At 58.4% G+C, this 24,606-nt stretch carries 26 protein-coding genes; 3 read left to right on the forward strand and 23 right to left on the reverse strand.

What is annotated here, in order from left to right; all coding sequences use genetic code 11:
• Positions 1-49: 49 nt before the first annotated feature.
• The 15 genes from rpsQ to rpsL form a co-directional block, all read right to left on the reverse strand.
• A complete protein-coding gene (rpsQ, locus tag J5278_RS11815; protein ID WP_142822285.1) occupies positions 50-289 on the reverse strand; it encodes a 30S ribosomal protein S17 in 240 nt (79 codons plus the stop codon).
• 12 nt (positions 290-301) lie between these two features.
• Positions 302-502, reverse strand: a complete 201-nt coding sequence (rpmC, locus tag J5278_RS11820; RefSeq protein ID WP_111220685.1) for a 50S ribosomal protein L29 — start codon at positions 500-502, stop codon at positions 302-304.
• A 12-nt stretch (positions 503-514) separates the two neighbouring features.
• Positions 515-928 carry a 50S ribosomal protein L16 gene (rplP, locus tag J5278_RS11825; protein ID WP_111158089.1) on the reverse strand — a complete coding sequence of 138 codons (414 nt, stop codon included), beginning with the start codon at positions 926-928 and terminating at the stop codon, positions 515-517.
• 34 nt (positions 929-962) lie between these two features.
• A complete protein-coding gene (rpsC, locus tag J5278_RS11830) occupies positions 963-1,679 on the reverse strand; it encodes a 30S ribosomal protein S3 (protein WP_111220684.1) in 717 nt (238 codons plus the stop codon).
• Complete coding sequence (gene rplV / locus J5278_RS11835) at positions 1,679-2,071, reverse strand: 50S ribosomal protein L22 (protein WP_111220683.1); 393 nt, start codon at positions 2,069-2,071, stop codon at positions 1,679-1,681. The genes rpsC and rplV overlap by 1 nt, the downstream gene beginning before the upstream one ends.
• Positions 2,072-2,073: 2 nt before the next feature.
• Positions 2,074-2,352, reverse strand: a complete 279-nt coding sequence (rpsS, locus tag J5278_RS11840) for a 30S ribosomal protein S19 (RefSeq protein ID WP_111220682.1) — start codon at positions 2,350-2,352, stop codon at positions 2,074-2,076.
• 15 nt (positions 2,353-2,367) lie between these two features.
• A complete protein-coding gene (gene rplB, locus J5278_RS11845; protein ID WP_142822284.1) occupies positions 2,368-3,204 on the reverse strand; it encodes a 50S ribosomal protein L2 in 837 nt (278 codons plus the stop codon).
• Between the two features lie 11 nt (positions 3,205-3,215).
• On the reverse strand, positions 3,216-3,509 hold the full coding sequence (locus tag J5278_RS11850) for a 50S ribosomal protein L23 (protein ID WP_111220680.1): 294 nt from the start codon (positions 3,507-3,509) through the stop codon (positions 3,216-3,218).
• Complete coding sequence (rplD, locus tag J5278_RS11855) at positions 3,506-4,126, reverse strand: 50S ribosomal protein L4 (protein WP_142822283.1); 621 nt, start codon at positions 4,124-4,126, stop codon at positions 3,506-3,508. The genes J5278_RS11850 and rplD overlap by 4 nt, the downstream gene beginning before the upstream one ends.
• A gap of 13 nt (positions 4,127-4,139) precedes the next feature.
• Positions 4,140-4,781, reverse strand: coding sequence for a 50S ribosomal protein L3 (rplC, locus tag J5278_RS11860; protein ID WP_142822282.1), 642 nt, complete (start codon positions 4,779-4,781; stop codon positions 4,140-4,142).
• 39 nt (positions 4,782-4,820) lie between these two features.
• On the reverse strand, positions 4,821-5,129 hold the full coding sequence (rpsJ, locus tag J5278_RS11865; protein ID WP_003547547.1) for a 30S ribosomal protein S10: 309 nt from the start codon (positions 5,127-5,129) through the stop codon (positions 4,821-4,823).
• A gap of 308 nt (positions 5,130-5,437) precedes the next feature.
• Complete coding sequence (gene tuf, locus J5278_RS11870) at positions 5,438-6,613, reverse strand: elongation factor Tu (protein WP_142822264.1); 1,176 nt, start codon at positions 6,611-6,613, stop codon at positions 5,438-5,440.
• A 64-nt stretch (positions 6,614-6,677) separates the two neighbouring features.
• On the reverse strand, positions 6,678-8,777 hold the full coding sequence (fusA, locus tag J5278_RS11875) for an elongation factor G (RefSeq protein ID WP_142822281.1): 2,100 nt from the start codon (positions 8,775-8,777) through the stop codon (positions 6,678-6,680).
• 30 nt (positions 8,778-8,807) lie between these two features.
• Positions 8,808-9,278, reverse strand: coding sequence for a 30S ribosomal protein S7 (gene rpsG / locus J5278_RS11880; protein WP_111220676.1), 471 nt, complete (start codon positions 9,276-9,278; stop codon positions 8,808-8,810).
• A 78-nt stretch (positions 9,279-9,356) separates the two neighbouring features.
• Entirely contained in the window at positions 9,357-9,728 is a 372-nt protein-coding gene (rpsL, locus tag J5278_RS11885) for a 30S ribosomal protein S12 (protein ID WP_003507760.1), read from the reverse strand.
• Between the two features lie 506 nt (positions 9,729-10,234).
• Between rpsL and J5278_RS11890 the strand changes: the two genes are divergently transcribed.
• The 3 genes from J5278_RS11890 to J5278_RS11900 all read left to right on the forward strand — a co-directional run bounded on the left by J5278_RS11890 (position 10,235) and on the right by J5278_RS11900 (position 11,813).
• Complete coding sequence (locus tag J5278_RS11890) at positions 10,235-10,528, forward strand: transcriptional regulator (protein WP_111220675.1); 294 nt, start codon at positions 10,235-10,237, stop codon at positions 10,526-10,528.
• Between the two features lie 5 nt (positions 10,529-10,533).
• Positions 10,534-10,974, forward strand: coding sequence for an NUDIX domain-containing protein (locus J5278_RS11895; RefSeq protein WP_209183066.1), 441 nt, complete (start codon positions 10,534-10,536; stop codon positions 10,972-10,974).
• A gap of 128 nt (positions 10,975-11,102) precedes the next feature.
• A complete protein-coding gene (locus tag J5278_RS11900; protein WP_209183065.1) occupies positions 11,103-11,813 on the forward strand; it encodes a phosphatase PAP2 family protein in 711 nt (236 codons plus the stop codon).
• Positions 11,814-12,089: 276 nt separating this feature from the next.
• Here the strand turns inward: J5278_RS11900 and rpoC are convergent, their stop codons facing one another.
• The 8 genes from rpoC to secE form a co-directional block, all read right to left on the reverse strand.
• Entirely contained in the window at positions 12,090-16,298 is a 4,209-nt protein-coding gene (gene rpoC / locus J5278_RS11905; protein ID WP_142822277.1) for a DNA-directed RNA polymerase subunit beta', read from the reverse strand.
• Positions 16,299-16,487: 189 nt separating this feature from the next.
• A complete protein-coding gene (gene rpoB / locus J5278_RS11910; protein WP_142822276.1) occupies positions 16,488-20,627 on the reverse strand; it encodes a DNA-directed RNA polymerase subunit beta in 4,140 nt (1,379 codons plus the stop codon).
• 260 nt (positions 20,628-20,887) lie between these two features.
• Positions 20,888-21,265, reverse strand: coding sequence for a 50S ribosomal protein L7/L12 (gene rplL / locus J5278_RS11915; protein WP_142822275.1), 378 nt, complete (start codon positions 21,263-21,265; stop codon positions 20,888-20,890).
• Between the two features lie 58 nt (positions 21,266-21,323).
• Positions 21,324-21,845: a 50S ribosomal protein L10 gene (gene rplJ, locus J5278_RS11920; RefSeq protein ID WP_142822274.1), complete on the reverse strand. Its 522-nt coding sequence runs from the start codon at positions 21,843-21,845 to the stop codon at positions 21,324-21,326.
• A 335-nt stretch (positions 21,846-22,180) separates the two neighbouring features.
• Complete coding sequence (rplA, locus tag J5278_RS11925) at positions 22,181-22,876, reverse strand: 50S ribosomal protein L1 (RefSeq protein WP_219258274.1); 696 nt, start codon at positions 22,874-22,876, stop codon at positions 22,181-22,183.
• A gap of 4 nt (positions 22,877-22,880) precedes the next feature.
• Positions 22,881-23,309: a 50S ribosomal protein L11 gene (gene rplK / locus J5278_RS11930; protein WP_111220668.1), complete on the reverse strand. Its 429-nt coding sequence runs from the start codon at positions 23,307-23,309 to the stop codon at positions 22,881-22,883.
• Positions 23,310-23,486: 177 nt separating this feature from the next.
• Positions 23,487-24,017, reverse strand: coding sequence for a transcription termination/antitermination protein NusG (nusG, locus tag J5278_RS11935; protein WP_142822272.1), 531 nt, complete (start codon positions 24,015-24,017; stop codon positions 23,487-23,489).
• Between the two features lie 18 nt (positions 24,018-24,035).
• Positions 24,036-24,236 carry a preprotein translocase subunit SecE gene (gene secE, locus J5278_RS11940; protein ID WP_111220666.1) on the reverse strand — a complete coding sequence of 67 codons (201 nt, stop codon included), beginning with the start codon at positions 24,234-24,236 and terminating at the stop codon, positions 24,036-24,038.
• Between the last annotated feature and the right edge of the window lie 370 nt (positions 24,237-24,606).

Raw genomic sequence — 24,606 nt, forward strand, 5'->3', positions numbered from 1 at the left:
CTGCTTCATATAGAAATTACGGCAAGACGCAAGGCCTCGCCGCAAATTCTTACTTAACCTGACCGGAAACGACCGTCCAGGTCTTGTCCTTGGAGATCGGCGCGCATTCCTCGATGGAAACCATGTCGCCGGTCTTGTATGCGTTGTTCTCGTCGTGGGCCTTGTACTTCTTAGAACGACGAACCGTCTTCTGGAGGAGCGGATGCGCAAAGCGGCGCTCGACCCGAACCACGACGGTCTTTTCGTTCTTGTCGCTGACCACGACGCCCTGCAGAATGCGTTTCGGCATCTTATTTTTCCTTTAGGCCTTGGCTTCTGCCGCCTTCTGGCGGGCAATGGTTTTCACGCGGGCGATGTCCTTGCGGACCTCGTTCACACGAGAGGCTTTTTCAAGCTGGCCAGTGGCCTTCTGAAAGCGCAGGTTGAACTGCTCCTTCTTCAGCTTGGCTAGCTCTTCCTTGAGTTGGTCGGCGGTGAACGCGCGAACATCTGCGGCTTTCATAGCTGTTCTTCCTTACTCTGCAATGCGCTGCACGAAGCGCGTCTTGACCGAGAGCTTGGCAGAACCCAGACGAAGCGCCTCACGGGCGATTTCTTCGCTGACACCGTCGATCTCGAACATCATACGACCGGGCTTGACCTTGCATGCCCAGTATTCGACGCCGCCCTTGCCCTTACCCATGCGGACTTCGGTCGGCTTCTTGGTGACCGGCACGTCCGGGAAAACCCGGATCCATACACGGCCGGCACGCTTCATGAAACGCGTGATCGCGCGGCGAGCCGCCTCGATCTCACGAGCGTTGACACGATTCGGTTCCTGGGCCTTCAGGCCGAATTCACCGAATGCGAGATCAGAACCGCCCTTGGCTACGCCCTTGATGCGGCCCTTGAATTGCTTGCGGTACTTCGTACGCTTTGGCTGCAACATAATCTATTCTCCGAATTAACTACCTCGAGCGCCCTTAGGCGTGATCGCGGCGACGGTTTTCTCTGCTGGCTGGGCCCTGGCTGTCGCCTTCGGCCTGACGGCGTTCAGATGCCATCGGGTCGTGCTCAAGGATTTCGCCCTTGAAGATCCAGACCTTGATGCCGCAGATACCGAAAGCGGTGGTGGCTTCAGCCGTACCGTAGTCGATGTCGGCGCGCAGCGTGTGCAACGGCACGCGACCTTCGCGATACCATTCCGTACGGGCGATTTCAGCACCACCGAGACGGCCGGCGCAAGTGATCTTGATGCCTTCGGCACCGAGACGCATTGCCGACTGAACGGCGCGCTTCATGGCGCGGCGGAAAGCGATACGGCGTTCCAGCTGCTGAGCGATGCCCTGGGCGACCAGGACAGCATCGATTTCCGGCTTGCGGACTTCGACGATGTTCAGGTGCGTTTCGGAGTTCGTCATGTCGGCCAGCTTCTTGCGAAGCTTGTCGATGTCTGCACCCTTCTTGCCGATGATCAGGCCCGGACGCGCCGAGTGGATCGTGACGCGGCACTTCTTGTGCGGACGCTCGATAACCACCTTCGAAATGCCGGCCTGCTTCAGCTCGGTCATGACGAATTTGCGCATCTTGATGTCTTCATGCAGCAACTGGCCGTATTCGGCATTGTCTGCAAACCAACGGCTGTCCCAAGTGCGGTTAATGCCAAGGCGGAAACCGATTGGATTGATCTTCTGACCCATTATGCGGCCTCCTCTTGTGCTGGCTGCACTTCGCGAACGACGATCGTCAAATGCGCGAAGGGCTTTTCGACGCGCGATGCACGACCACGACCACGAGCGTGGAAGCGCTTCATGACAATCGACTTGCCGACGTAGGCCTCGGCGACGACGAGAGCGTCGACGTCGAGATCGTGATTGTTTTCAGCGTTCGCGATCGCCGATTCGAGGGTCTTCTTGACCGCTCCGGAGATCCGCTTGCGCGAGAATTCAAGCTCGGCCAAGGCGCGCTCGACCTTCATGCCGCGGATAAGCGCAGCAACGAGGTTGAGTTTCTGCGGGCTGACACGAAGCGTGCGGGCGACTGCCTGCGCTTCGTTGTCCTTGAGCCGGCGTTCTGTTTTTGCCTTGCCCATCGTTACTTCCTCTTCGCCTTCTTGTCCGCGCCGTGACCGTAATAGGTACGGGTGGGTGCGAACTCACCGAACTTGTGACCGACCATGTCTTCGTTGACATTGACCGGGATATGCTTGCTGCCGTTGTAGACACCAAAGACCAGACCGACGAACTGCGGCATGATGGTGGAGCGACGGCTCCACATCTTGATCACTTCGTTGCGTCCACCTTCGCGAACCTTCTCAGCCTTCTTGAGAAGATAGCCGTCAACAAACGGACCTTTCCATACTGAACGAGCCATTGGAGACTTCCTCTCTTACTTCTTGCGCTGATGGCGCGAGCGCATGATCATCTTATCGGTCGACTTGTTGGAGCGCGTACGCGCACCCTTCGTCGGCTTGCCCCAAGGTGTCACCGGATGGCGACCACCGGAGGTCCGGCCTTCACCACCGCCGTGCGGATGGTCGACCGGGTTCATGACGACGCCGCGAACATGCGGACGCTTGCCGCGCCAAACGGAACGACCGGCCTTGCCGTCGTTGGTGTTGCCGTGGTCCGGGTTGGAAACGGCACCGATCGAAGCCAGGCAGGTGCCCGGTACGAGGCGCTGTTCGCCGGAGTTGAGGCGAAGGATAGCGAGGCCTGCATCGCGGCCGACCAGCTGCGCATAGGCACCGGCGGAGCGAGCGATCTGGCCGCCCTTGCCCGGCTTCATCTCAACGTTGTGGATGATCGAGCCGACCGGGATGAACTGCAGCGGCATGGCGTTGCCAGGCTTGATGTCCACGACCTTGTCGGAAGCGATGACCTTGTCACCGGGCGCCAGGCGCTGCGGTGCGATGATGTAGCGCTGCTCGCCATCGGCATAGTTGATGAGGGCGATGAAGGCAGAGCGGTTCGGGTCGTATTCGATCCGTTCAACCGTGCCTTCGATGTCGAACTTGCGACGCTTGAAGTCGATGAGGCGGTAGGTCCGCTTGTGACCGCCGCCCTGGAATCGAACGGTGATACGACCGGTGTTGTTACGGCCGCCCTTCTTCGACAGACCTTCCGTCAGCGCCTTGACCGGCTTGCCCTTGTAGAGGGCCGAGCGGTCGACGATTACCAGCTGACGCTGGCTCGGGGTCGTCGGATTGAATGATTTCAATGCCATTTTCTAATTCCTCACAGACCTGTGGAGACGTCGATGGTCTGGCCTTCGGCCAGCGTCACGATCGCCTTCTTCACGTCTTTCTGCTTGCCGACAAAACCGCGAAAACGCTTGGTCTTGCCGAGGCGGCGCAGAGTGTTAACAGCAGTCACCTTGACGCCGAACAGGGCTTCTACGGCTGCCTTAATCTGCGGCTTGGTAGCCGTCAGGGCAACGTTGAAGACAACCTGGTTATACTCGGAAACCATGGTGGACTTTTCGGTGATCGACGGCGAGACGATCACGTCGTAATGGCGAATATCGGTCACTTGAAGCGCTCCTCTAGAGCCTCGACAGCGGCCTTGGAAAGCACGAGCTTACCGCGACGCAGAATGTCGTAAACGTTGATGCCCTGGATCGGCAGAAAGTCGATGTTCGGGATGTTTGCGGCTGCAAGCTTGAAGTTGGCGTCGAGCTCGGCACCGCCGATGAGCAACGCGTTGGTCAGGCCCATTGCATTGAACGTATTTGCCAGGACCTTCGTCTTGGCTTCCGTTGCGATGAAGTCATCGATAACGATGATGTCTTCAGCCTTGAACTTCGTCGACAGAGCATGACGCAGGCCGAGGGCGCGAACCTTCTTCGGCAGATCATGTTCGTGGCTGCGAACAACCGGACCGTGAGCCTTACCACCGCCACGGAACTGAGGCGCACGTGCGGAGTGGTGACGAGCGCGGCCCGTACCCTTCTGCTTGTACATCTTGGCACCGGTGCGCCAGATTTCAGCACGGCCCTTGGACTTGTGCGTGCCAGCGCGCTTCTTTGCCAGCTGCCAGCGGATGACGCGAGCGAGGATGTCCTCGCGCGGCTGGAGGCCGAAAATCGCATCAGAAAGGGAGACCTTCCCGGCGTCTTTCCCCTCGAGGGTCTTGACGTTAAATTCCATTGGTTCGGCTCCCTTACTTCGCGGCTGACTTGACGGCGTCGCGAACGATGATCCAGGCACCCTTGGAGCCCGGGACGGCACCCTTGATAAGGATAAGACCGCGATCTTCATCGGTCGAAACCACTACAAGGTTCTGCGTCGTGACGCGCGTCTGGCCCATGTGGCCAGCCATCTTTTTGTTCTTGAATACCTTGCCCGGATCCTGGCGCGAACCGGTCGAACCGTGCGAACGGTGCGATACGGACACGCCGTGGGTGGCGCGCAGACCGCCGAAGCCGTGACGCTTGATAGCGCCGGCAAAGCCCTTACCGACCGTGGTGCCGGTAACATCGACCAGCTGACCAGCGGCGAAATGGGAAGCCGTGATTTCGGCGCCGATTTCGAGCAGGTTGTCTTCCGAAACCCGGAATTCCTGCAGCTTGGTCTTCGGCTCGACGTTTGCAGCGGCAAAGTGGCCACGCAGGGACTTCGAGGTATTCTTGACCTTGGCCACACCAGAACCAACCTGGACAGCGACGTAGCCATTCTTTTCGACCGTACGCTGGGCCACCACCTGGCAGCTCTCCATACGCAGTACCGTAACAGGGACATGCTCGCCTGCGTCATTATAGACGCGCGTCATTCCCACCTTCTGTGCAATCACACCTGAACGCATCGGTTCAATCCTTCTCACTCAGCTCGAAGACTGTAAGTCTCAGAGCTTGATCTCAACATCGACACCAGCAGCGAGATCGAGCTTCATCAGCGCGTCTACTGTCTGGGGGGTCGGGTCAACGATGTCGAGCAGGCGCTTATGCGTGCGCATCTCGAACTGTTCGCGGCTCTTCTTGTCGATGTGCGGGGAGCGGTTAACCGTAAACTTCTCGATACGGGTCGGAAGTGGAACGGGGCCCCGGACGCTTGCACCGGTGCGCTTAGCCGTCGATACGATCTCACGCGTAGAAGCGTCGAGAATCCGATGATCGAACGCCTTAAGGCGAATGCGGATATTCTGGCCGTTCATTCGACATTATCCTTGTTGTCTGTTATCGCCGCGCCCCCGAGAGAATGCGGTTTGTCTTATGACGTAAGGCGGATCACCGGTTTCAAAGATCGAGAGGGACACCAGCATTTGGCATCCCTATCCAGCCTTTGGGCTACCTAGCCCACCTTATTGTTCTATTTAAAAGCCGCTTCGACATGCGAAGCGCCGCGCAAATCGCGCCTGCGCGCCATTTGCTACATTTCCGTGTCATAAGCAAGCGGCCAAGGCCCCCTGCTTCATATTATTGTCACGGTATCGGCTGCCGCTTGCGCGGCAGCCGTCCGTTATTATTCGACGATCGAGGCTACGATGCCGGCGCCGACGGTACGGCCGCCTTCGCGGATAGCGAAGCGCAGCTTTTCTTCCATGGCGATCGGCACGATCAGTTCGACAGCAACAGTGACGTTGTCGCCAGGCATGACCATTTCCGTGCCTTCAGGCAGGGAAACGATGCCCGTCACGTCCGTCGTGCGGAAGTAGAACTGCGGACGATAGTTGGTGAAGAAAGGGGTATGGCGGCCACCTTCTTCCTTCGTCAGGATGTAGGCTTCAGCCATGAACTTCTTGTGTGGCTTGACCGAACCTGGCTTGCATAGAATCTGGCCACGCTCGACGCCGTCACGGGTTACGCCGCGGATCAGCGCGCCGATGTTGTCGCCAGCCTGGCCCTGATCGAGCAGCTTGCGGAACATTTCAACGCCGGTAACCGTCGTCTTGGTCGTTGCGCGGATGCCGACGATTTCGACTTCTTCACCAACCTTGACGATGCCGCGCTCGACGCGACCGGTAACAACCGTACCACGGCCGGAGATCGAGAACACGTCTTCGATCGGCAGCAGGAACGGCAGGTTGATCGGACGCTCAGGCGTCGGGATGTAGGAGTCGACAGCTTCCATCAGAGCGCGGATGGCGTCTTCGCCGATCTTCTTGTCCGAATCTTCGAGAGCGGCCAGAGCCGAGCCCTTGATGATCGGGATATCGTCGCCCGGGAAATCGTAGGACGACAGAAGTTCGCGCACTTCGAGCTCAACGAGTTCGAGCAGCTCTTCGTCGTCGACCTGGTCGACCTTGTTCAGGAACACGACGATGGCGGGAACGCCAACCTGACGGGCAAGCAGGATGTGCTCGCGGGTCTGGGGCATCGGGCCGTCGGCTGCAGAGCAGACCAGGATCGCGCCGTCCATCTGGGCAGCACCGGTGATCATGTTCTTGACGTAGTCGGCGTGGCCGGGGCAGTCGACGTGGGCATAGTGACGGGCAGGCGTTTCGTATTCGACGTGAGCCGTCGAGATCGTGATGCCGCGGGCCTTTTCTTCCGGTGCAGCGTCGATCTGGTCGTAACGCTTGTATTCGCCGAAATACTTGGTGATCGCTGCCGTCAGAGACGTCTTGCCGTGGTCAACGTGGCCAATCGTGCCGATGTTAACGTGCGGCTTGTTGCGCTCAAACTTACTCTTTGCCATTTCGGCTCTCCGTTATCTCTTCCCGTACCGGGATTATTCTTGTTTCGGTCAATTGGTATTCCGGTTATTTCTGACCGGAATACTTTGCCTGGATTTCAGTGGCTACGTTCGACGGAACCGGCGAATAATGGTCGAATGTCATCGTGTACTGTGCACGGCCCTGGGACATGGAGCGCAGGTTGTCGACGTACTTGAACATGTTCGCGAGCGGCACATTGGCGTTGATGACAACGGCGATACCGCGGCTTTCCTGGCCCTGGATCTGGCCACGACGCGAGTTCAAGTCGCCGATAACGTCGCCGACATAATCTTCAGGCGTAACAACTTCGACCTTCATCATCGGCTCGAGAAGCTGAGCACCGGCCTTCTTTGCAGCTTCACGGAAGCACGCGCGGGAGGCGATTTCGAAGGCGAGGACCGAGGAGTCGACATCATGGAAGGCACCGTCGATGAGGGTTGCCTTGACGCCCAGCATCGGGAAGCCAGCCAGCGGACCGGACGACATGACGCTTTCGATGCCCTTCTGAACGCCTGGGATGTATTCCTTCGGAATAGAGCCACCAACGATCTTGGATTCGAACTTGAATTCGTCGCCATCAGGGTTCGGTTCGAAGACGATCTTGACGCGCGCGAACTGACCGGTACCACCGGACTGCTTTTTGTGCGTGTAGTCTTCTTCGTGCTTCTTCGTGATGGTTTCGCGGTAGGCAACCTGCGGCGCGCCGACGGTGGCTTCTACCTTGAATTCGCGGCGCATGCGGTCGACGAGGATGTCGAGGTGCAATTCGCCCATGCCGGCAATGATCGTCTGGCCCGATTCCTCATCCGTCTTGACGCGGAAAGAAGGATCTTCAGCAGCCAGGCGGTTGAGCGCGAGGCCCATCTTTTCCTGGTCGCCCTTGGTCTTCGGCTCGATGGCGATCTGGATGACCGGCTCGGGGAATTCCATGCGCTCGAGGATAACCTGGTGCAGCGGATCGCAGAGCGTGTCGCCGGTCGTGGTTTCCTTGAGGCCGGCGAGAGCAACGATGTCGCCAGCGAAAGCTTCTTCGATGTCTTCACGGGAATTCGAGTGCATCTGCAGCATGCGGCCGATGCGCTCGCGCTTTTCCTTGACCGTGTTCATGACCGCGGTGCCCTTAGTGAGCTTGCCGGAGTAGATACGGGCGAAGGTGAGCGAACCGACGAAGGGGTCGTTCATGATCTTGAAGGCGAGCATCGAAAGCGGCTCTTCATCCGAAGGATGACGGGCGATTTCGGCTTCGGTCTTCACGTCGATGCCGGCGATCGACGGAATGTCGAGCGGCGAAGGCAGGTAGTCGACAACGGCGTCGAGCAAAGGCTGAACGCCCTTGTTCTTGAAGGCCGTGCCGCAGAACATCGGATGGAACTTGACGTCGATGGTGCCGCGACGAACGAGTTCGCGGATCTTCTCGTTGTCAGGCATGATGCCTTCGAGATAGGCTTCCGTAGCAGCTTCATCGATATCGACGACCTGTTCGATCATCTTTTCGCGATATTCCTGCGCCTTGGCCTTCATGTCTTCCGGAATCTCGGTGACATCCCACTGGGCGCCGAGCGACTCGTCGCGCCAGATCAGGGCGTTCATCTCGACCAGGTCGATAACACCGATGAAATCGCTTTCGGCGCCGATTGGCAGCTGCATGACGACGGCGATCGCGCCCAGGCGGGTCTTGATCATCTCGACCGAGCGATAGAAATCAGCGCCGGTCTTGTCCATCTTGTTGCAGAAGATCATCCGCGGAACATTGTACTTCTCAGCCTGACGCCAGACGGTCTCCGTCTGCGGCTCTACACCGGCGTTGGCATCGAGAAGAGCAATCGCACCGTCGAGTACGCGCAGCGAACGCTCGACTTCAATCGTGAAGTCGACGTGGCCGGGGGTGTCGATGATGTTGAAGCGGCGGGTCTTGCCGTCGCGACCCTTCCAGTAGGTCGTGGTAGCAGCAGAGGTGATCGTGATGCCACGCTCCTGCTCCTGCTCCATCCAGTCCATCGTGGCTGCGCCGTCGTGAACTTCGCCGATCTTGTGCGACTTACCGGTGTAATAGAGGATACGCTCGGTGGTCGTGGTCTTGCCGGCGTCGATATGCGCCATGATACCGAAATTGCGGTAGTCTTCGATTTTATATTCGCGAGCCATAATGGACTGCCTTTCGGATACCGTTCGGGGTTACCAGCGATAGTGCGAGAACGCACGGTTGGCATCAGCCATCTTGTGCGTGTCTTCGCGCTTCTTGACGGCGCTGCCACGGTTGTTGGAGGCGTCCAGCAGTTCGCCCGAGAGACGGTCGACCATGGTGGTTTCGTTACGCTTGCGGGCAGCAGTGATCAGCCACCGGATAGCAAGTGCCTGGCGGCGCTCTGGGCGCACGTCAACAGGAACCTGGTATGTCGCACCACCGACGCGGCGCGAACGGACTTCAACGTGCGGAGCGATGTTGTCGAGCGCAGAGTGGAACACGACGAGCGGGTCCTGCTTGGACTTGCCCTGTACGTTTTCGAACGCGCCGTAAACGATCGTCTCAGCGACCGACTTCTTGCCGTGCAGCATGATCGCATTCATGAACTTCGTAACGATCAGATCGCCGAACTTAGGGTCGGGGTTGATCTCGCGCTTTTCAGCCTTGTGACGTCTTGACATAGTTTTGTCTCTTCAAATGTTGCCGGCGCCTTATCACGCGGAGAACCTCGCGCAGCACCTTAAATTCTGAACCCGAAATTACTTCGGACGCTTTGCGCCATACTTGGAACGGCGCTGCTTGCGGTTCTTGACACCCTGGGTATCGAGAACGCCGCGGATGATGTGGTAACGAACGCCCGGCAAATCCTTTACGCGGCCGCCACGGATCATGACGACAGAGTGTTCCTGAAGGTTATGGCCTTCACCAGGAATGTAGCCGATGACTTCGAAGCCATTGGTCAGGCGGATCTTGGCAACCTTACGCAGAGCCGAGTTAGGCTTCTTCGGGGTCGTCGTGTAAACGCGTGTGCAAACGCCACGCTTCTGCGGGTTTTCCTGGAGTGCAGGAACCTTATTGCGCTTTACCTGTGCCTGGCGAGGCTTGCGGATCAGCTGGTTTACGGTAGGCATTCAACCATCCCTTAAAATCTTGTCTCAACACCCTTGCGGGCATAACATTCGCCGTTTCCGGCAGCACCACACGTATCGGTAATGCACAAAGCGTGGCCCGACCCGCTTTCACGGATGGACCACATCAAAGCAGAGGACGCCATTTTATGGCGTCATGCGTGCGGAAAACCTGTATTCAACGTGCGTTTAGAACCTTGTTTGAGGTGATCTCCAGAGCGTGTCGCTCCGAACAGCCATGCCTCACATCTGTTCTGATGGGGCGGGTACTACTGGCTTCAAGGCCTTTCGTCAAGGCCGGACACAAAATTATCTTGGCGCTCCGCTCACCAAACCCCTGGAAAGCAGCACTTTAGAGGCCAATTATAGGGGAAATGCGGTTCCCGTGACAAGATAGACTTTGGCATGGCATCGAAAGCCTATAAGGAATCGACAACCAGCCGTGCACGTCAGGGCTACAGCAACCCTAGATTCGCAAGATCGAATCGACTCGCCTGAGGAACTTCCCGATGATCACCAATCCGGACAACGACAACAACTATGATGGCCCGATGGTTTTCATCATCATCGGCAAGGGCTACGAGACCGATGGCGGCGAAGGTGTCGAACTGCATGTCATGCTGCGGGCCGCAGACGACGACACCGCCGTGCGCGAGGCGCTCAACGCCCTTTCCGAAGAAGGCTTCATCGAAGCCGATCTCGATCAGATCGGCATGCTCACGGAGGTCCCCACCGAGGAGCCCCACGCATCGGCCTACAACGGCGCGCTTGAAGGCGAAGTGGCGATTATCCGGTTCAGGTGAATGCAATGGAGCCAAATGCCCTGAAGGTCTTGATTTACGGCACGTGGGGTAGCAAGGTTCTCGTATTTGACGAACCCGATTTCCCCGAAGTAGAACTGCAGGTCCCCGGCGGCACTATAGAATATGGTGAACAGGCTGATGTTGCCGCCTCACGCGAGTTCTATGAGGAAACCGGCCTGCGGGCTGCCGATCCGTTCAAGTTGCTAGGAATGGACGACTATAAGTTTTGGAAAAATGGGCAATGTGTCATACATCGTAGGCACTTCTTTCATGCTGAACTTGGCGGCGAACTTCCCGAAACTTGGACGCACTACGAGCAATCTCCATTCGGAGGCGGGCCTCCCATTCTCTTTCGCTTCCTATGGCTCGACATCCCGGAAGCGGTTGCAAAACTTGGATATGGCATGGAAGCCAAGCTGCCGCTTCTTACAAGCTTAACTACCTAACGCTTATTGGCGGGGATGAGCTTGCGCAATCGAGATAGCTTGCCATCACCATCCCCAACAAAGCTGTCACACAGCTAAAACACTCCCTTGATACCTGCGCAGTGTGTCACTGCATCAGGGGAGCCACCATGCAACACTTTGCCAAGATCTGCGCCATCAGCCTCGCCTTCACTATCGGTATCGCCCTGCCCTCGTTTGCCGGGGATGCCAAGGCCAAGCCGTTTACCGACGCCACTGAGGTCAACCTCCTGGTGCTGCTGCCACCGCCACCGGCTAATGACTCTGCCCAGATGAAGGCCGAGCTCGGCGAGATCCTGACCCTTCAGGTTACCCGCACACCGGAGCAGTCGGCTCGCGCCGTTGCCGACGCGGAGGAAAATGTCTGGCGCTTTGCCGATGTCGTCGACAGCCCGAAGTTCACCAAGGAAAACCTGCCGAAGTTCACGGCCTTCTTCGATCGCATCGTCGAAACCGAAGGCGCTGTCACCGATCCCGCCAAGAAGGTCTGGAACCGCCCTCGCCCGCATCTCTATAGCGATCTCGTGCACCCGGTCGTGCCGCTGTCGAAGTCCGGCTCCTACCCATCCGGCCATACGACGGTCGGAACCCTGATGGGGATCGTGCTTTCCAACATGCTGCCGGAAAAGAAAGCCGCGCTGATGGCCCGCGCCTGGGAATATGGCCATAACCGCATGGTTGGCGGTATCCACTACGCCACCGATATCGAAGCCGGCCGCATCTCCGGCACGGTCATCGCATCGACGATCATGTCCCATGACGACTACAAGACGGAATTCGAAGCGGCCAAGGCCGAGTTGCGTACCGCGCTCGGCATGTGAGATAGCCGAAGTTTATGTGATTGGGCCGCCGGCAAACCGGCAGCCCTTTCTTTTATCATCAACACCGTCCGTCATCCTCGGGCTTGTCCCGAGGATCCAATCTACCGGCGATTTCAAGTCATTGCAGATCCTCGGGACAAGCCCGAGGATGACGGCGGAGTTGGCCTGATACCCCAACGCTACCAATCTCTGCCGCGTCATCAAGCGAACACGAAAACGCAAAACACCGCCCGGATCGCTCCGGGCGGCGTTTTTGTTTCTGGACCTTGTCGCCGATTACTCGGCGGCTGGGGCCTTTTCATTGAGGTTCTGCAGCATCGGCGTGGCGACAGCCGATCCGGAGCCCTTGCGGCGCTCTTCGAGGATCAGTTCGTCGCGCGCCGTGGCGATGCGGCGGATCTGCGTCATGGTACCACCGGTACCGGCCGGGATGAGGCGGCCGACGATGACGTTTTCCTTCAGGCCCTGCAGGCCATCGGTCTTGCCGGCGATTGCAGCTTCCGTCAGCACCTTCGTCGTTTCCTGGAAGGACGCGGCGGAGATGAAGGACGGCGTCTGCAGCGACGCCTTGGTGATGCCGAGCAGAACCGGATCGCCGTAAGCAGGCTTCTTGCCTTCCTCGATCAAGCGGTCGTTGTTGTCTTCCAGCTCGATACGGTCGACGTTGTCGCCGACGATATAGTGGCTGTCGCCCGCATCGGTGATTTCCACCTTCTGTAGCATCTGACGAACAATCACTTCGATGTGCTTGTCGTTGATGACAACGCCCTGCAGACGATAGACTTCCTGGATTTCGTTGACCAGGTACGAGGCAAGTGCCTCGACGCCCTTGATCGCCAGGATGTCGTGCGGTGCCGGGTTACCGTCGAGGATGTAATCACCCTTTTCGATGTAGTCGCCGTCCTGAAGATGGAAGGGCTTGCCCTTCGGGATCAGGTATTCGACTGGCTCGACGCCGTCTTCCGCAGGCTCGATGATAACGCGACGCTTGTTCTTGTAGTCGCGGCCGAGACGGATCGTGCCATCGATTTCGGCGATGACAGCGTGGTCCTTCGGACGACGGGCTTCGAACAATTCGGCGACGCGTGGCAGACCGCCGGTGATGTCCTTGGTCTTGGCGCTTTCCAGCGGCGAGCGGGCAAGAACGTCCCCTTGAGATACTTTCTGGCCGGGCTCGACCGAAAGGATCGCATCGACGGAGAGGAAGAAGCGGGCATCGGTACCGCGGGGCAGTTTTGCAACATTGCCGCTGGCGTCCTTGATGACGATCGCCGGCTTGAGGTCCGAACCACGTGGGGTCGAACGCCAGTCGATGACCTGACGCTTGGTGATACCGGTCGCTTCGTCGGTGGCTTCCAGAACAGACAGACCGTCGACGACGTCTTCGAACTGAACCGTACCGGCCAGTTCCGTCATGATCGGACGTGTGTAGGGGTCCCACTCTGCAAGGCGCTGTCCACGACGAACCTTGTCACCGTCATCCACATAGATCTTGGAACCGTAGGCGACGCGCTGCGAGGAGCGCTCGACACCGCGTTCGTCGAGGATCTGGATCGTCATGTTGCGGCCCATGGCGACGAGAACGCCGTCCGAGTTGCGCAGCATGTTGCGGTTCTTCAGCTGCGCCGTACCTTCGTACGACGCTTCGAGGAACGACTGGTCGACCACGGTAGCCGTGCCGCCCAAGTGGAAGGTACGCATGGTCAGCTGGGTGCCAGGTTCACCGATCGACTGCGCGGCGATAACGCCAACAGCTTCACCGATGTTGACCGGCGTACCACGGGCGAGATCTCGGCCGTAGCAGACGCCGCAAACGCCCGTCTGGATTTCGCAGGTCAGGGCAGAACGAATGCGGATCGACTGGATGCCGGCCTTTTCGATCTCGATGACATCTGGCTCGAGGATCATCTTGCCGGCATCGACGATGCGCTCGCCCGTGACCGGGTGATCGATATCGTCCAGCGCCGTGCGGCCGAGGATACGGGCACCGATGGAAGCAACCACCTGACCGGCATCGACGATGGCGGTCATGGTGAGGCCCGATTCTGTACCGCAATCGACGTGCGTGACGATGCAATCCTGCGCAACGTCAACGAGACGGCGCGTCAGGTAACCGGAGTTGGCTGTCTTCAGGGCGGTGTCTGCAAGACCCTTGCGGGCGCCGTGGGTCGAGTTGAAGTACTCGTTAACGGTCAGGCCTTCCTTGAAGTTCGAGATGATCGGCGTCTCGATGATTTCGCCCGAAGGCTTGGCCATCAGGCCGCGCATGCCGCCCAGCTGGCGCATCTGGTTCGGAGAACCGCGGGCACCGGAGTGGGACATCATGTAAATCGCGTTCATCGGCTTCTGGCGACCGGTAGCCTCATCGAACTCGACGGCCTTGATCCGGGCCATCATGTCTTCAGCGACCTTTTCGGTAGCCTTGCCCCATGCGTCTACGACCTTGTTGTACTTTTCGCCCTGAGTGATCAGGCCGTCATTGTACTGCTGTTCGTATTCCTTCACCAGGCTTTCGGTGTCACCGACGATCTTGGCCTTGGTTTCCGGAATGACCATGTCGTCCTTGCCGAACGAGATGCCGGCGCGGCAGGCGTGAGCGAAGCCGAGCTGCATGATACGGTCGCAGAAAATGACCGTGTCCTTCTGGCCGCAGTGACGATAGACCGTGTCGATCATCTTGGAGATGTTCTTCTTGGTCATTTCCTGGTTGCAGGTTTCGTAAGGAACCTTGAATGCCTTCGGCAGAAGTTCGCCGATGAGCATGCGGCCAGGCGTCGTTTCATAGATCTTCGAGTAAGGCTTGCCCTCTTCGTCGATCGACTTGAAGCGGCCACGCACCTTGGAGTGCAGCGTCACAACCTTGTTTTCAAGGGCGTGATGCAGCTCGCCGAGATCCGAGAAGGCCATGCCTTCGCCCGGCTCGTTCTGGTTCATGATCGACAGATAGTAGAGGCCGAGAACCATGTCCTGCGACGGCACGATGATCGGTGCGCCGTTTGCAGGGTGCAGGATGTTGTTGGTCGACATCATCAGGACGCGTGCTTCAAGCTGGGCTTCCAGCGAGAGCGGCACGTGGACAGCCATCTGGTCGCCGTCGAAGTCGGCATTGAAGGCCGTGCAGACGAGCGGATGCAGCTGGATGGCCTTGCCTTCGACCAGCATGGGTTCGAATGCCTGGATGCCAAGGCGGTGAAGCGTCGGCGCACGGTTCAAGAGAACCGGATGCTCGCGGATGACCTCGTCGAGGATATCCCAGACTTCCGGCTTTTCCTTCTCGACCAGCTTCTTCGCCTGCTTGACGGTCGAGGAGTAACCCTTGGCGTCGAGACGGGCGTAGATGAATGGCTTGAACAGTTCGAGCGCCATCTTCTTCGGCAGGCCGCACTGGTGCAGCTTCAATTCCGGACCGGTAACGATAACCGAACGGCCGGAATAGTCGACGCGCTTGCCGAGCAGGTTCTGGCGGAAGCGGCCCTGCTTGCCCTTCAGCATGTCGGAGAGCGACTTCAACGGACGCTTGTTTGCACCCGTGATGACGCGACCGCGACGGCCGTTGTCGAACAGCGCATCGACGGATTCCTGCAGCATGCGCTTTTCGTTGCGGATGATGATGCCAGGCGCACGAAGCTCGATCAGGCGCTTCAGGCGGTTGTTGCGGTTGATGACGCGGCGATACAGATCGTTCAGGTCGGAGGTCGCAAAGCGACCGCCGTCCAGCGGTACCAGCGGACGCAGGTCCGGCGGGATCACTGGAACGATCTTCATGATCATCCATTCCGGACGATTGCCGGATTCCATGAAGTTCTCAACGATCTTGAGACGCTTCATCAGCTTCTTCTGCTTCAGGTCCGACGTGGTGTCGGCGAGATCCTGGCGCAGATCGCCGGCGATCTTTTCGAGATCCATGGAGGCCAGCAATTCGAAGATGGCTTCGGCGCCGATCATCGCAGTGAACTGGTCTTCGCCGTATTCGTCAACGGCAAGCATGTACTCTTCTTCCGAGAGCATGTGATGCTCTTTCAGAGCAGTCAGGCCTGGCTCGGTGACGATATAGTTTTCGAAGTACAGGACGCGTTCAACGTCTTTCAACGTCATGTCGAGCAACGTCGAGATGCGCGAAGGCAGCGACTTCAGGAACCAGATGTGCGCAACGGGTGCTGCCAGTTCGATATGGCCCATGCGCTCGCGCCGAACGCGCGACAGCGTCACTTCCACGCCGCACTTTTCGCAGATGATGCCCTTGTACTTCATGCGCTTGTACTTGCCGCACAAGCATTCGTAGTCCTTGATCGGTCCGAAGATCCGCGCGCAGAAAAGACCATCGCGTTCAGGCTTGAACGTACGATAGTTGATGGTTTCTGGCTTCTTGATCTCACCGTACGACCAGGAGAGGATCTTCTCCGGCGATGCGATGGAAATTCGAATTGAATCGAAGTTCTGTGCAGGCACCTGCGGATTGAAAAGATTCATGACCTCTTGGTTCATGCCTGTCTCCTTCTTGGGCGAAACGCCCCCAAATGCGATCAGTACCGGCAAATTCCCGGGAACCGGACTGACGCCTTAAAACGACAATAACCGCAGATTGCGGCGGAATCGTCCCTGCCAGGCCAAACGAAAACGTGATGGCGGAGGGACGATGCGCGCTGCCTAAGGCAGCGCGCATCTTATCGATTGTTATTCGGCCGCGTCCGGCAACTGCACTGGCTGCAGATCCTCGAGCTTGGAATTCTCCAGCTCGACGCTCAGACCCAGCGAACGCATTTCCTTGACGAGAACGTTGAAGCTTTCCGGAATACCGGCCTCGAAGGTATCGTCGCCACGGACGATCGCTTCGTAAACCTTGGTACGCCCGGCCACGTCGTCCGACTTCACCGTCAGCATTTCCTGCAGCGTGTATGCCGCACCGTATGCTTCCAGTGCCCAGACTTCCATTTCCCCGAAGCGCTGACCGCCGAACTGCGCCTTGCCACCCAGCGGCTGCTGGGTCACGAGCGAGTAAGGACCGATCGAACGGGCATGGATCTTGTCGTCGACCAAGTGGTTCAGCTTCAACATATAGATGTAGCCGACTGTCACCTGACGGTCGAACTGTTCACCTGTACGTCCGTCGTAGAGCGTCGACTGGCCGCTTTCCTTGAGACCGGCAAGACGCAGCATGTCGTTGACGTCGGCTTCATGGGCACCGTCGAATACAGGCGTTGCAATCGATACGCCGCGCTTCCACTGATCGGCCAGGCGAACGACGGACTCGTCGTCGTACTCCCTGACTTCATCGCCCTTCGGACCAGAGCCGACGACGTCGTCGATCGTCTTGCGCAGCGGCGCGATATCGCCACCTGCCTTGTAGGCTTCCAGAAGATCGCCGATCTGGCGACCCATGCCGGCGCAGGCCCAACCCAGATGTGTTTCGAGGATCTGGCCAACGTTCATGCGCGACGGAACGCCGAGCGGGTTCAGCACGATGTCGACATGCGTACCGTCTTCGAGGAAAGGCATGTCCTCAACCGGCAGGATGCGCGAAACAACGCCCTTGTTGCCGTGACGGCCAGCCATCTTGTCGCCTGGCTGGATCTTGCGCTTAACAGCGACGAAGACCTTGACCATCTTCATGACGCCCGGAGGCATTTCGTCGCCGCGCTGGACCTTTTCGACCTTGTCCATGAAGCGCTGTTCAAGGCGCGACTTGGATTCGTCGTACTGGCCACGGAGCGCTTCGACTTCGCCCTGGATCCGCTCGTCCTCGACTGCAAACATCCACCACTGCGAGCGGGGATATTCGGAGATGACGGCGTTGGAGAGCTCGACGCCCTTCTTGAAGCCCTTTGGACCGGCAACCGATACCTGACCGCGCAGGTTTTCTATCAGGCGGCCGTAGACGTTACGGTCGAGGATCGCCTGTTCGTCGTCGCGGTCCTTGGCGAGACGTTCGATTTCTTCCCGCTCGATCGCCATCGCACGTTCATCCTTTTCAACGCCGTGGCGGTTGAAAACGCGAACTTCAACGACGGTACCGTAGGTGCCCGGAGGCATCCGCATGGATGTGTCGCGAACGTCGGAGGCCTTCTCGCCGAAGATGGCGCGCAGAAGCTTTTCTTCCGGCGTCATCGGGCTCTCGCCCTTCGGTGTGATCTTGCCGACCAGAATGTCGCCCGGCGTCACTTCGGCACCGATGTAGACGATACCGGCTTCGTCGAGGTTCTTCAGCGCTTCTTCCGATACGTTAGGAATGTCGCGCGTGATTTCTTCCGGACCAAGCTTGGTGTCGCGCGCCATCACTTCGAATTCTTCGATGTGGATGGAGGTGAACACGTCGTCAGCAACGATACGCTCGGAAAGCAGGATCGAGTCTTCGTAGTTGTAGCCGTTCCATGGCATGAACGCGACGAGCACGTTCCGGCCGAGCGCCAGATCGCCGAGATCGGTCGAAGGACCGTCGGCCAGGATGTCGCCGCGGTTGACGACGTCACCAACGGTGACCAGCGGACGCTGGTTGACGCAGGTGTTCTGGTTCGAACGCTGGAACTTCATCAGGCGGTAGATATCTACGCCGGACTTCGAAGCATCGAGGCCTTCCGTAGCGCGGATAACGATACGTGTCGCATCCACCTGGTCGACCACGCCGCCACGACGGGCGCCGATGGCAGCGCCGGAGTCACGGGCAACGATCGGCTCCATGCCGGTGCCGACGAACGGAGCTTCGGCACGCAGCAGAGGCACGGCCTGACGCTGCATGTTCGAGCCCATCAGAGCGCGATTGGCGTCGTCGTTTTCCAGGAACGGGATCAGCGCGGCAGCGACCGAAACCAGCTGCTTCGGCGAGACGTCCATCAAGTTGATGTTGTCGCGCGGAGCAAGCATGACTTCGCCGGCATGACGGCAAACCACGAACTCTTCGGCAAACGAGCCATCGGGGTTCATTTCGGCGTTGGCCTGGGCAACGTAGTACTTGGCCTCTTCCATGGCGGAGAGATAAAGCACTTCGAAGGTGACCTTGCCGTCGATGATCTTACGGTAAGGGCTTTCGATGAAGCCGTACTTGTTGACGCGGGCAAAGGTGGCCAGCGAGTTGATCAGACCGATGTTCGGGCCTTCCGGAGTCTCGATCGGGCAAATACGACCGTAGTGGGTCGGATGCACGTCGCGGACTTCGAAGCCGGCGCGCTCGCGGGTCAGACCGCCCGGTCCAAGAGCCGAGAGACGGCGCTTGTGGGTGATTTCCGAGAGCGGGTTCACCTGGTCCATGAACTGCGACAGCTGCGAGGAGCCGAAGAATTCGCGGACGGCAGCAGCGGCTGGCTTGGCGTTGATCAGGTCCTGCGGCATGACGGTGTCGATCTCGATCGACGACATGCGTTCCTTGATAGCGCGCTCCATGCGAAGCAGGCCGAGGCGGTACTGATTTTCCATCAATTCGCCGACCGAACGTACACGGCGGTTACCGAGGTTGTCGATGTCGTCGATTTCGCCCTTGCCGTCGCGCAGTTCGACCAGCATCTTGACGACTGCGAGGATGTCTTCCTTGCGCAGCGTGCGGACAGTGTCCTCGACTTCGAGGTCAAGACGCATGTTCATCTTGACGCGGCCGACAGCCGACAGGTCGTAACGCTCGCTGTCGAAGAACAGCGAGTTGAACATGGCTTCGGCCGAGTCCATTGTCGGCGGCTCGCCCGGACGCATGACGCGGTAGATATCGAACAGTGCATCCTGACGGTTCTCGTTCTTGTCGACCGAGAGCGTGTTGCGGATGTAGGCGCCGATGTTGATGTGGTCGATACCGAGAACAGGGATCTCGTTGAAACCGGCCTTGAGGATGATCGGCAGCGTCTTTTCGTCGAGTTCGTCGCCGGCTTCGAGATAGATCTCGCCGGTCTCGAAGTTTACGATGTCTTCGGCGAGGAAGTTGCCGTACAGCTCTTCGTCGGTCGCCTTGAGGGCCTTGAGGCCCTTCTCGGTCAACTGCTTGAGCAGGCGCGGGGTCAGCTTCTTTCCGCCTTCGACGACGACTTCGCCGGTGTCGGCGTCGATCATGTCGGTGATCGTCTTGGCGCCTTTCAGCGTCTCGGCGATGAACGGAATGCGCCAGCCGTCGCCGGAGCGCTCATAGGTCGACTTGGTGTAGAAGGTCTCGAGGATTTCTTCGCCGTCCATGCCGAGCGCCATCAGCAGCGACGTTACCGGGATCTTGCGGCGACGGTCGATACGGGCGTAGACGATGTCCTTGGCGTCGAACTCGATGTCGAGCCAGGAACCACGGTAAGGGATGACGCGGGCAGCAAACAGCAACTTGCCGGACGAATGGCTCTTGCCCTTGTCATGGTCGAAGAACACGCCTGGCGAACGGTGCATCTGCGAGACGATGACGCGCTCGGTGCCGTTGACGACAAAGGTGCCGTTATTGGTCATCAGGGGCATGTCGCCCATGTAGACCGACTGTTCCTTGATGTCCTTGATGGACTTCGCGCCCGTATCTTCGTCAATATCGAACACGATGAGGCGCAGCGTCACCTTGAGCGGCGCTGCGTAGGTCAGGTCGCGCTGACGGCATTCGTCGACGTCGAACTTCGGCGGTTCGAATTCGTACGAGACGAATTCAAGCATCGAGGTGCCGGAAAAATCGGTGATCGGGAACACCGACTTGAAAACCGACTGAAGGCCCTCGTCGGGGCGACCGCCCTTGGGCTCATCAACAAGCAAAAACTGGTCGTAGGATGCCTTCTGGACCTCAATGAGGTTCGGCATCTCTGCAACTTCAGGAATCTTACCAAAAAATCTGCGTACGCGCCTACGACCGTTGAACGAAAGGGTCTGAGCCATCGTCGCTCCTTCAAAATCTTGCATCCGGGCCTGCAACTGACGGGAACCGCTGGCCAGGCGATCCCGTCTATCAATGAGTGGTTCAATCTCGTCTCACATTCGAATGCGCAGGCGCGGATGCCGTGTCGTATTCGCCTGGAGACTATCCTCTTGAAGAACTCATTACCGAAAAGCCGAAGATGCGGCCCTTAGGTAAGGCGTTCAGAAAAAACGGCAAATGGGAGGCGGCACGAAGCCACCCCCCAAACGCAGTTTGAAGATTACTTAACGTCGACCTTAGCGCCGGCGTCTTCGAGCTTCTTCTTGATGTCAGCGGCTTCAGCCTTGTTGACGCCTTCCTTGACAGCCTTAGGAGCGGCTTCAACGAGGTCCTTAGCTTCCTTCAGGCCGAGACCTGTGATTGCGCGGACTTCCTTGATGACGTTGATCTTGTTCGCGCCAACGTCCGTGAGGACGACGTCGAACTCAGTCTTTTCTTCTTCGACGACAGCAGCAGCGCCACCGCCAGCAGCGGCTGCAGCAGCAACCGGAGCAGCAGCGGAAACGCCCCACTTTTCTTCGAGGAGCTTCGACAGTTCAGCGGCTTCGAGAACGGTCAGAGCAGAAAGGTCGTCTACGATCTTTGCGAGATCAGCCATGGTATAGTTCCTTTTTTATTCGGTTCGATCTGGTTTAATGTAACAGCGAAAAACCGCCTCAAGCGGCTTCTTCGTCCTTCTTGGCATAGGCGGCAAACACGCGAGCAAGCTGAGCTGCCGGTGCTGCAACGACGCCTGCGATACGGGTAGCTGGGGTCTGGATCATGGCCAGCAGCTTCGAACGCAGTTCATCAAGCGAAGGCAGGGTCGCAAGCGACCGGACAGCGTCCGCGTTGAGTGTGGTCGATCCCATGGAACCACCGAGAACAATGATCTTGTCATTGGTCTTGGCAAAATCCACGAGTACCTTAGGAGCCGTAATCGGGTCTGCGCTGTAAGCGATCAGCGTTTGACCCTTGAAGAGATCAGACATCCCTTCCGACTCAGTGCCCTGAAGAGCAATCTTGGCCAGGCGGTTCTTCGCGACTTTGACGGTGCCGCCAGCAGCGCGCATCTTCGAACGGAAGTCGTTCATCTGTGCGACTGTGACACCAGCATAGTGGGCCACGACGACTGAGCCGGCGGCCTGGAAGACCCCGTTCAGTTCCGTGACGAATTCGCGCTTTTCCGCTTTTTCCACTGCTTTTCTCCAGTTGACAGGTCCGTGTAGGACGGCCCTGCCGGGTTGCCTTTTGCCTCAAGGGATCGATGAGATCCCAAGCGACGCTTGAGGATCCTGTCCCCTCGCGCCTGGACCCCGGGGGATCGCAGAACACAAGGCATCCAAGGCTCGAACCGAGTTCATCGAAGTCAAAAACTTCATCCAAATTCGGGTCTTACCCGTCTCATGCAGGCATCAGTGATTAAGGGATAACCACCTGCAATCTCGGACAGGAATTCCGGATTTCTCCGGAAATCCCAACCTCCGGAGAGGTCGGGAATTGTTGATGGCCGGACTTGCGCCCGGCCGAATTATCAGACCGGTGCGGTGACCGAAGCAACTTCGATACGGACGCCTGGGCCCATGGTCGAAGAGATGGCGACGCGCTTGACATAAATGCCCTTGGCGCCAGCCGGCTTTGCCTTGATGACGGCGTCGGCGAATGCGCGGATGTTTTCTTCCAGCGCCTTCGGCTCGAACGAGGCCTTGCCGATGCCGGCGTGGACGATGCCAGCCTTCTCGACGCGGAACTCGACTGCGCCACCCTTGGATGCCTTGACAGCGCCAGCGACGTCCATGGTCACGGTGCCGACCTTCGGGTTAGGCATCATGCCGCGTGGGCCGAGGACCTTGCCGAGACGACCGACCAGCGGCATCATGTCAGGCGTTGCGATGCAACGGTCGAAGTCGATCTTGCCGCCCTGGACGATTTCGACCAGGTCGTCGGCGCCAACGACATCGGCGCCAGCAGCGCGGGCTTCGTCAGCCTTTGCGCCACGAGCGAAGACGGCGACGCGAACGTCACGGCCGGTGCCGTTCGGCAGGTTGACGACGCCACGGACCATCTGGTCGGCGTGACGCGGGTCGACGCCGAGGTTCATGGAGACTTCGACGGTTTCGTCGAACTTGGCGATAGCCCGTTCCTTGACCATGCCGATGGCGAGGTCGAGAGCGTAGAGCTGGGTCGGATCGACGCCGACGCGGATTTTCTTGATGCGCTTCGCAACCATCGGTTTAACCTACCACTTCCAGGCCCATAGCGCGGGCGGAGCCCTCGATCATGGCCATTGCACCTTCGATATCCGCGGCGTTCAAGTCCTTCATCTTCGCCGTAGCGATGCTGCGAACCTGGTCACGGGAGATTTCGCCTGCCTTGGTCTTGCCTGGCAGCTTCGATCCCGAAGTGATCTTTGCTTCCTTCTTCAGGAAGTAGCTGACTGGCGGCTGCTTCATGATGAAGGTGAAGGACTTGTCCTGGTAATAGGTGATGACGACCGGGATCGGCATGCCCTTTTCCATTTCCTGCGTGGCGGCATTGAACGCCTTGCAGAATTCCATGATGTTTACGCCACGCTGACCAAGCGCCGGGCCGATTGGCGGGGACGGGTTAGCCGATCCTGCCTTGACCTGAAGCTTGAGCTGGCCTGCAACTTTCTTAGCCATATCTCTCTGCCTTTCACTGTTGGCCGGTTGCCCGGCCGTTGATGCCGGATCGCTCCGGCGGCTGCGGTTGCGTGGTACGGACGTCAGGTTCGGCTAGAGCCCTGCCCTTCCACGCGCTTGCGGCAAACGCCGCACACCATCCGTCACGCAAATGACGGATGGTGAATTCAAGAAAACTCAGACCTTCTCGACCTGTGCGTATTCGAGTTCGACCGGCGTGGCGCGGCCGAAGATGGAGACTTCCACCTTGAGGCGCGAACGCTCTTCGTCGACATCCTGTACCGTGCCGTTGAAAGAGGCGAACGGACCGTCGGAGACGCGAACCTGCTCGCCGATCTCGAACGAGATGGAGGCCTTTGGACGCTCGACACCTTCCTGGACCTGACCGAGAATGCGATCAGCCTCGCTGTCGGGGATCGGAACCGGCTTGTTGTCGGAACCGAGGAAGCCAGTGACCTTCGGCGTATTCTTGATCAGGTGATAGGCTTCGTCGGTCAGGTTAGCTCGAACCATGACGTAGCCCGGAAAGAACTTGCGCTCTGCATCGACCTTGCGGCCGCGGCGCACTTCAACCACCTTTTCGGTCGGCACGAGGATCTTCTCGAACAAGTGCGACAGACCCTTCTGACGCGCCTTGTTCTCGATGTCCTCGGCAACCTTCTTTTCAAAATTAGAATAAGCGTGGACGATGTACCAACGTGCCGCCATCTTCATCTCCACTCGATATTAATTGCCGGCCTGCAGCACGTAACCAAGAATCCAGCCAATAAGCTGGTCGGCAGCAAAGAAAAACATTGCCGCGAATACCACCATGACAAGCACCATGACGGTGGAGATCACCGTTTCACGACGCGAAGGCCACGTAACTTTCGCCGTCTCCGAGCGGACCTGCCGGAGAAACACGAGCGGATTCGATTTGGATGCCATTGACTGCCCACGCAATTACGGCGCGTAAAGCTGAACGAGTCAGCCCCACGCACCGCGTGTCTGTTGAACCCTTACATAACGACCGATTCCCTTTTTAACAAGAGATGAATCAGTCGCTCACGAATTTTGCCGCAGATGCAGCAAACCGACCCGAGAAGCAGCGAAACCTTCGCGCTGGTCAGATCGGCATCTATAAGGCCTAAACAACAGGATCTCCCCGGCGCGGCTAAAATTGCCCCCGAGAATTCTCTGCCGGCTTCGGCTGCGGTGCTTTAGCACGCCACCTTGCGGACATTCAAGTGCTTTCCCTCTGAAATAGAGCCTGGGTTGCAGATCGCCCACGTAAGCCCTCTACTCGACGATGCCTTCC

The sequence above is a fragment of the Rhizobium sp. B21/90 genome (assembly GCF_019355815.1).
GTDB classification, from domain to species: domain Bacteria; phylum Pseudomonadota; class Alphaproteobacteria; order Rhizobiales; family Rhizobiaceae; genus Rhizobium; species Rhizobium rhododendri.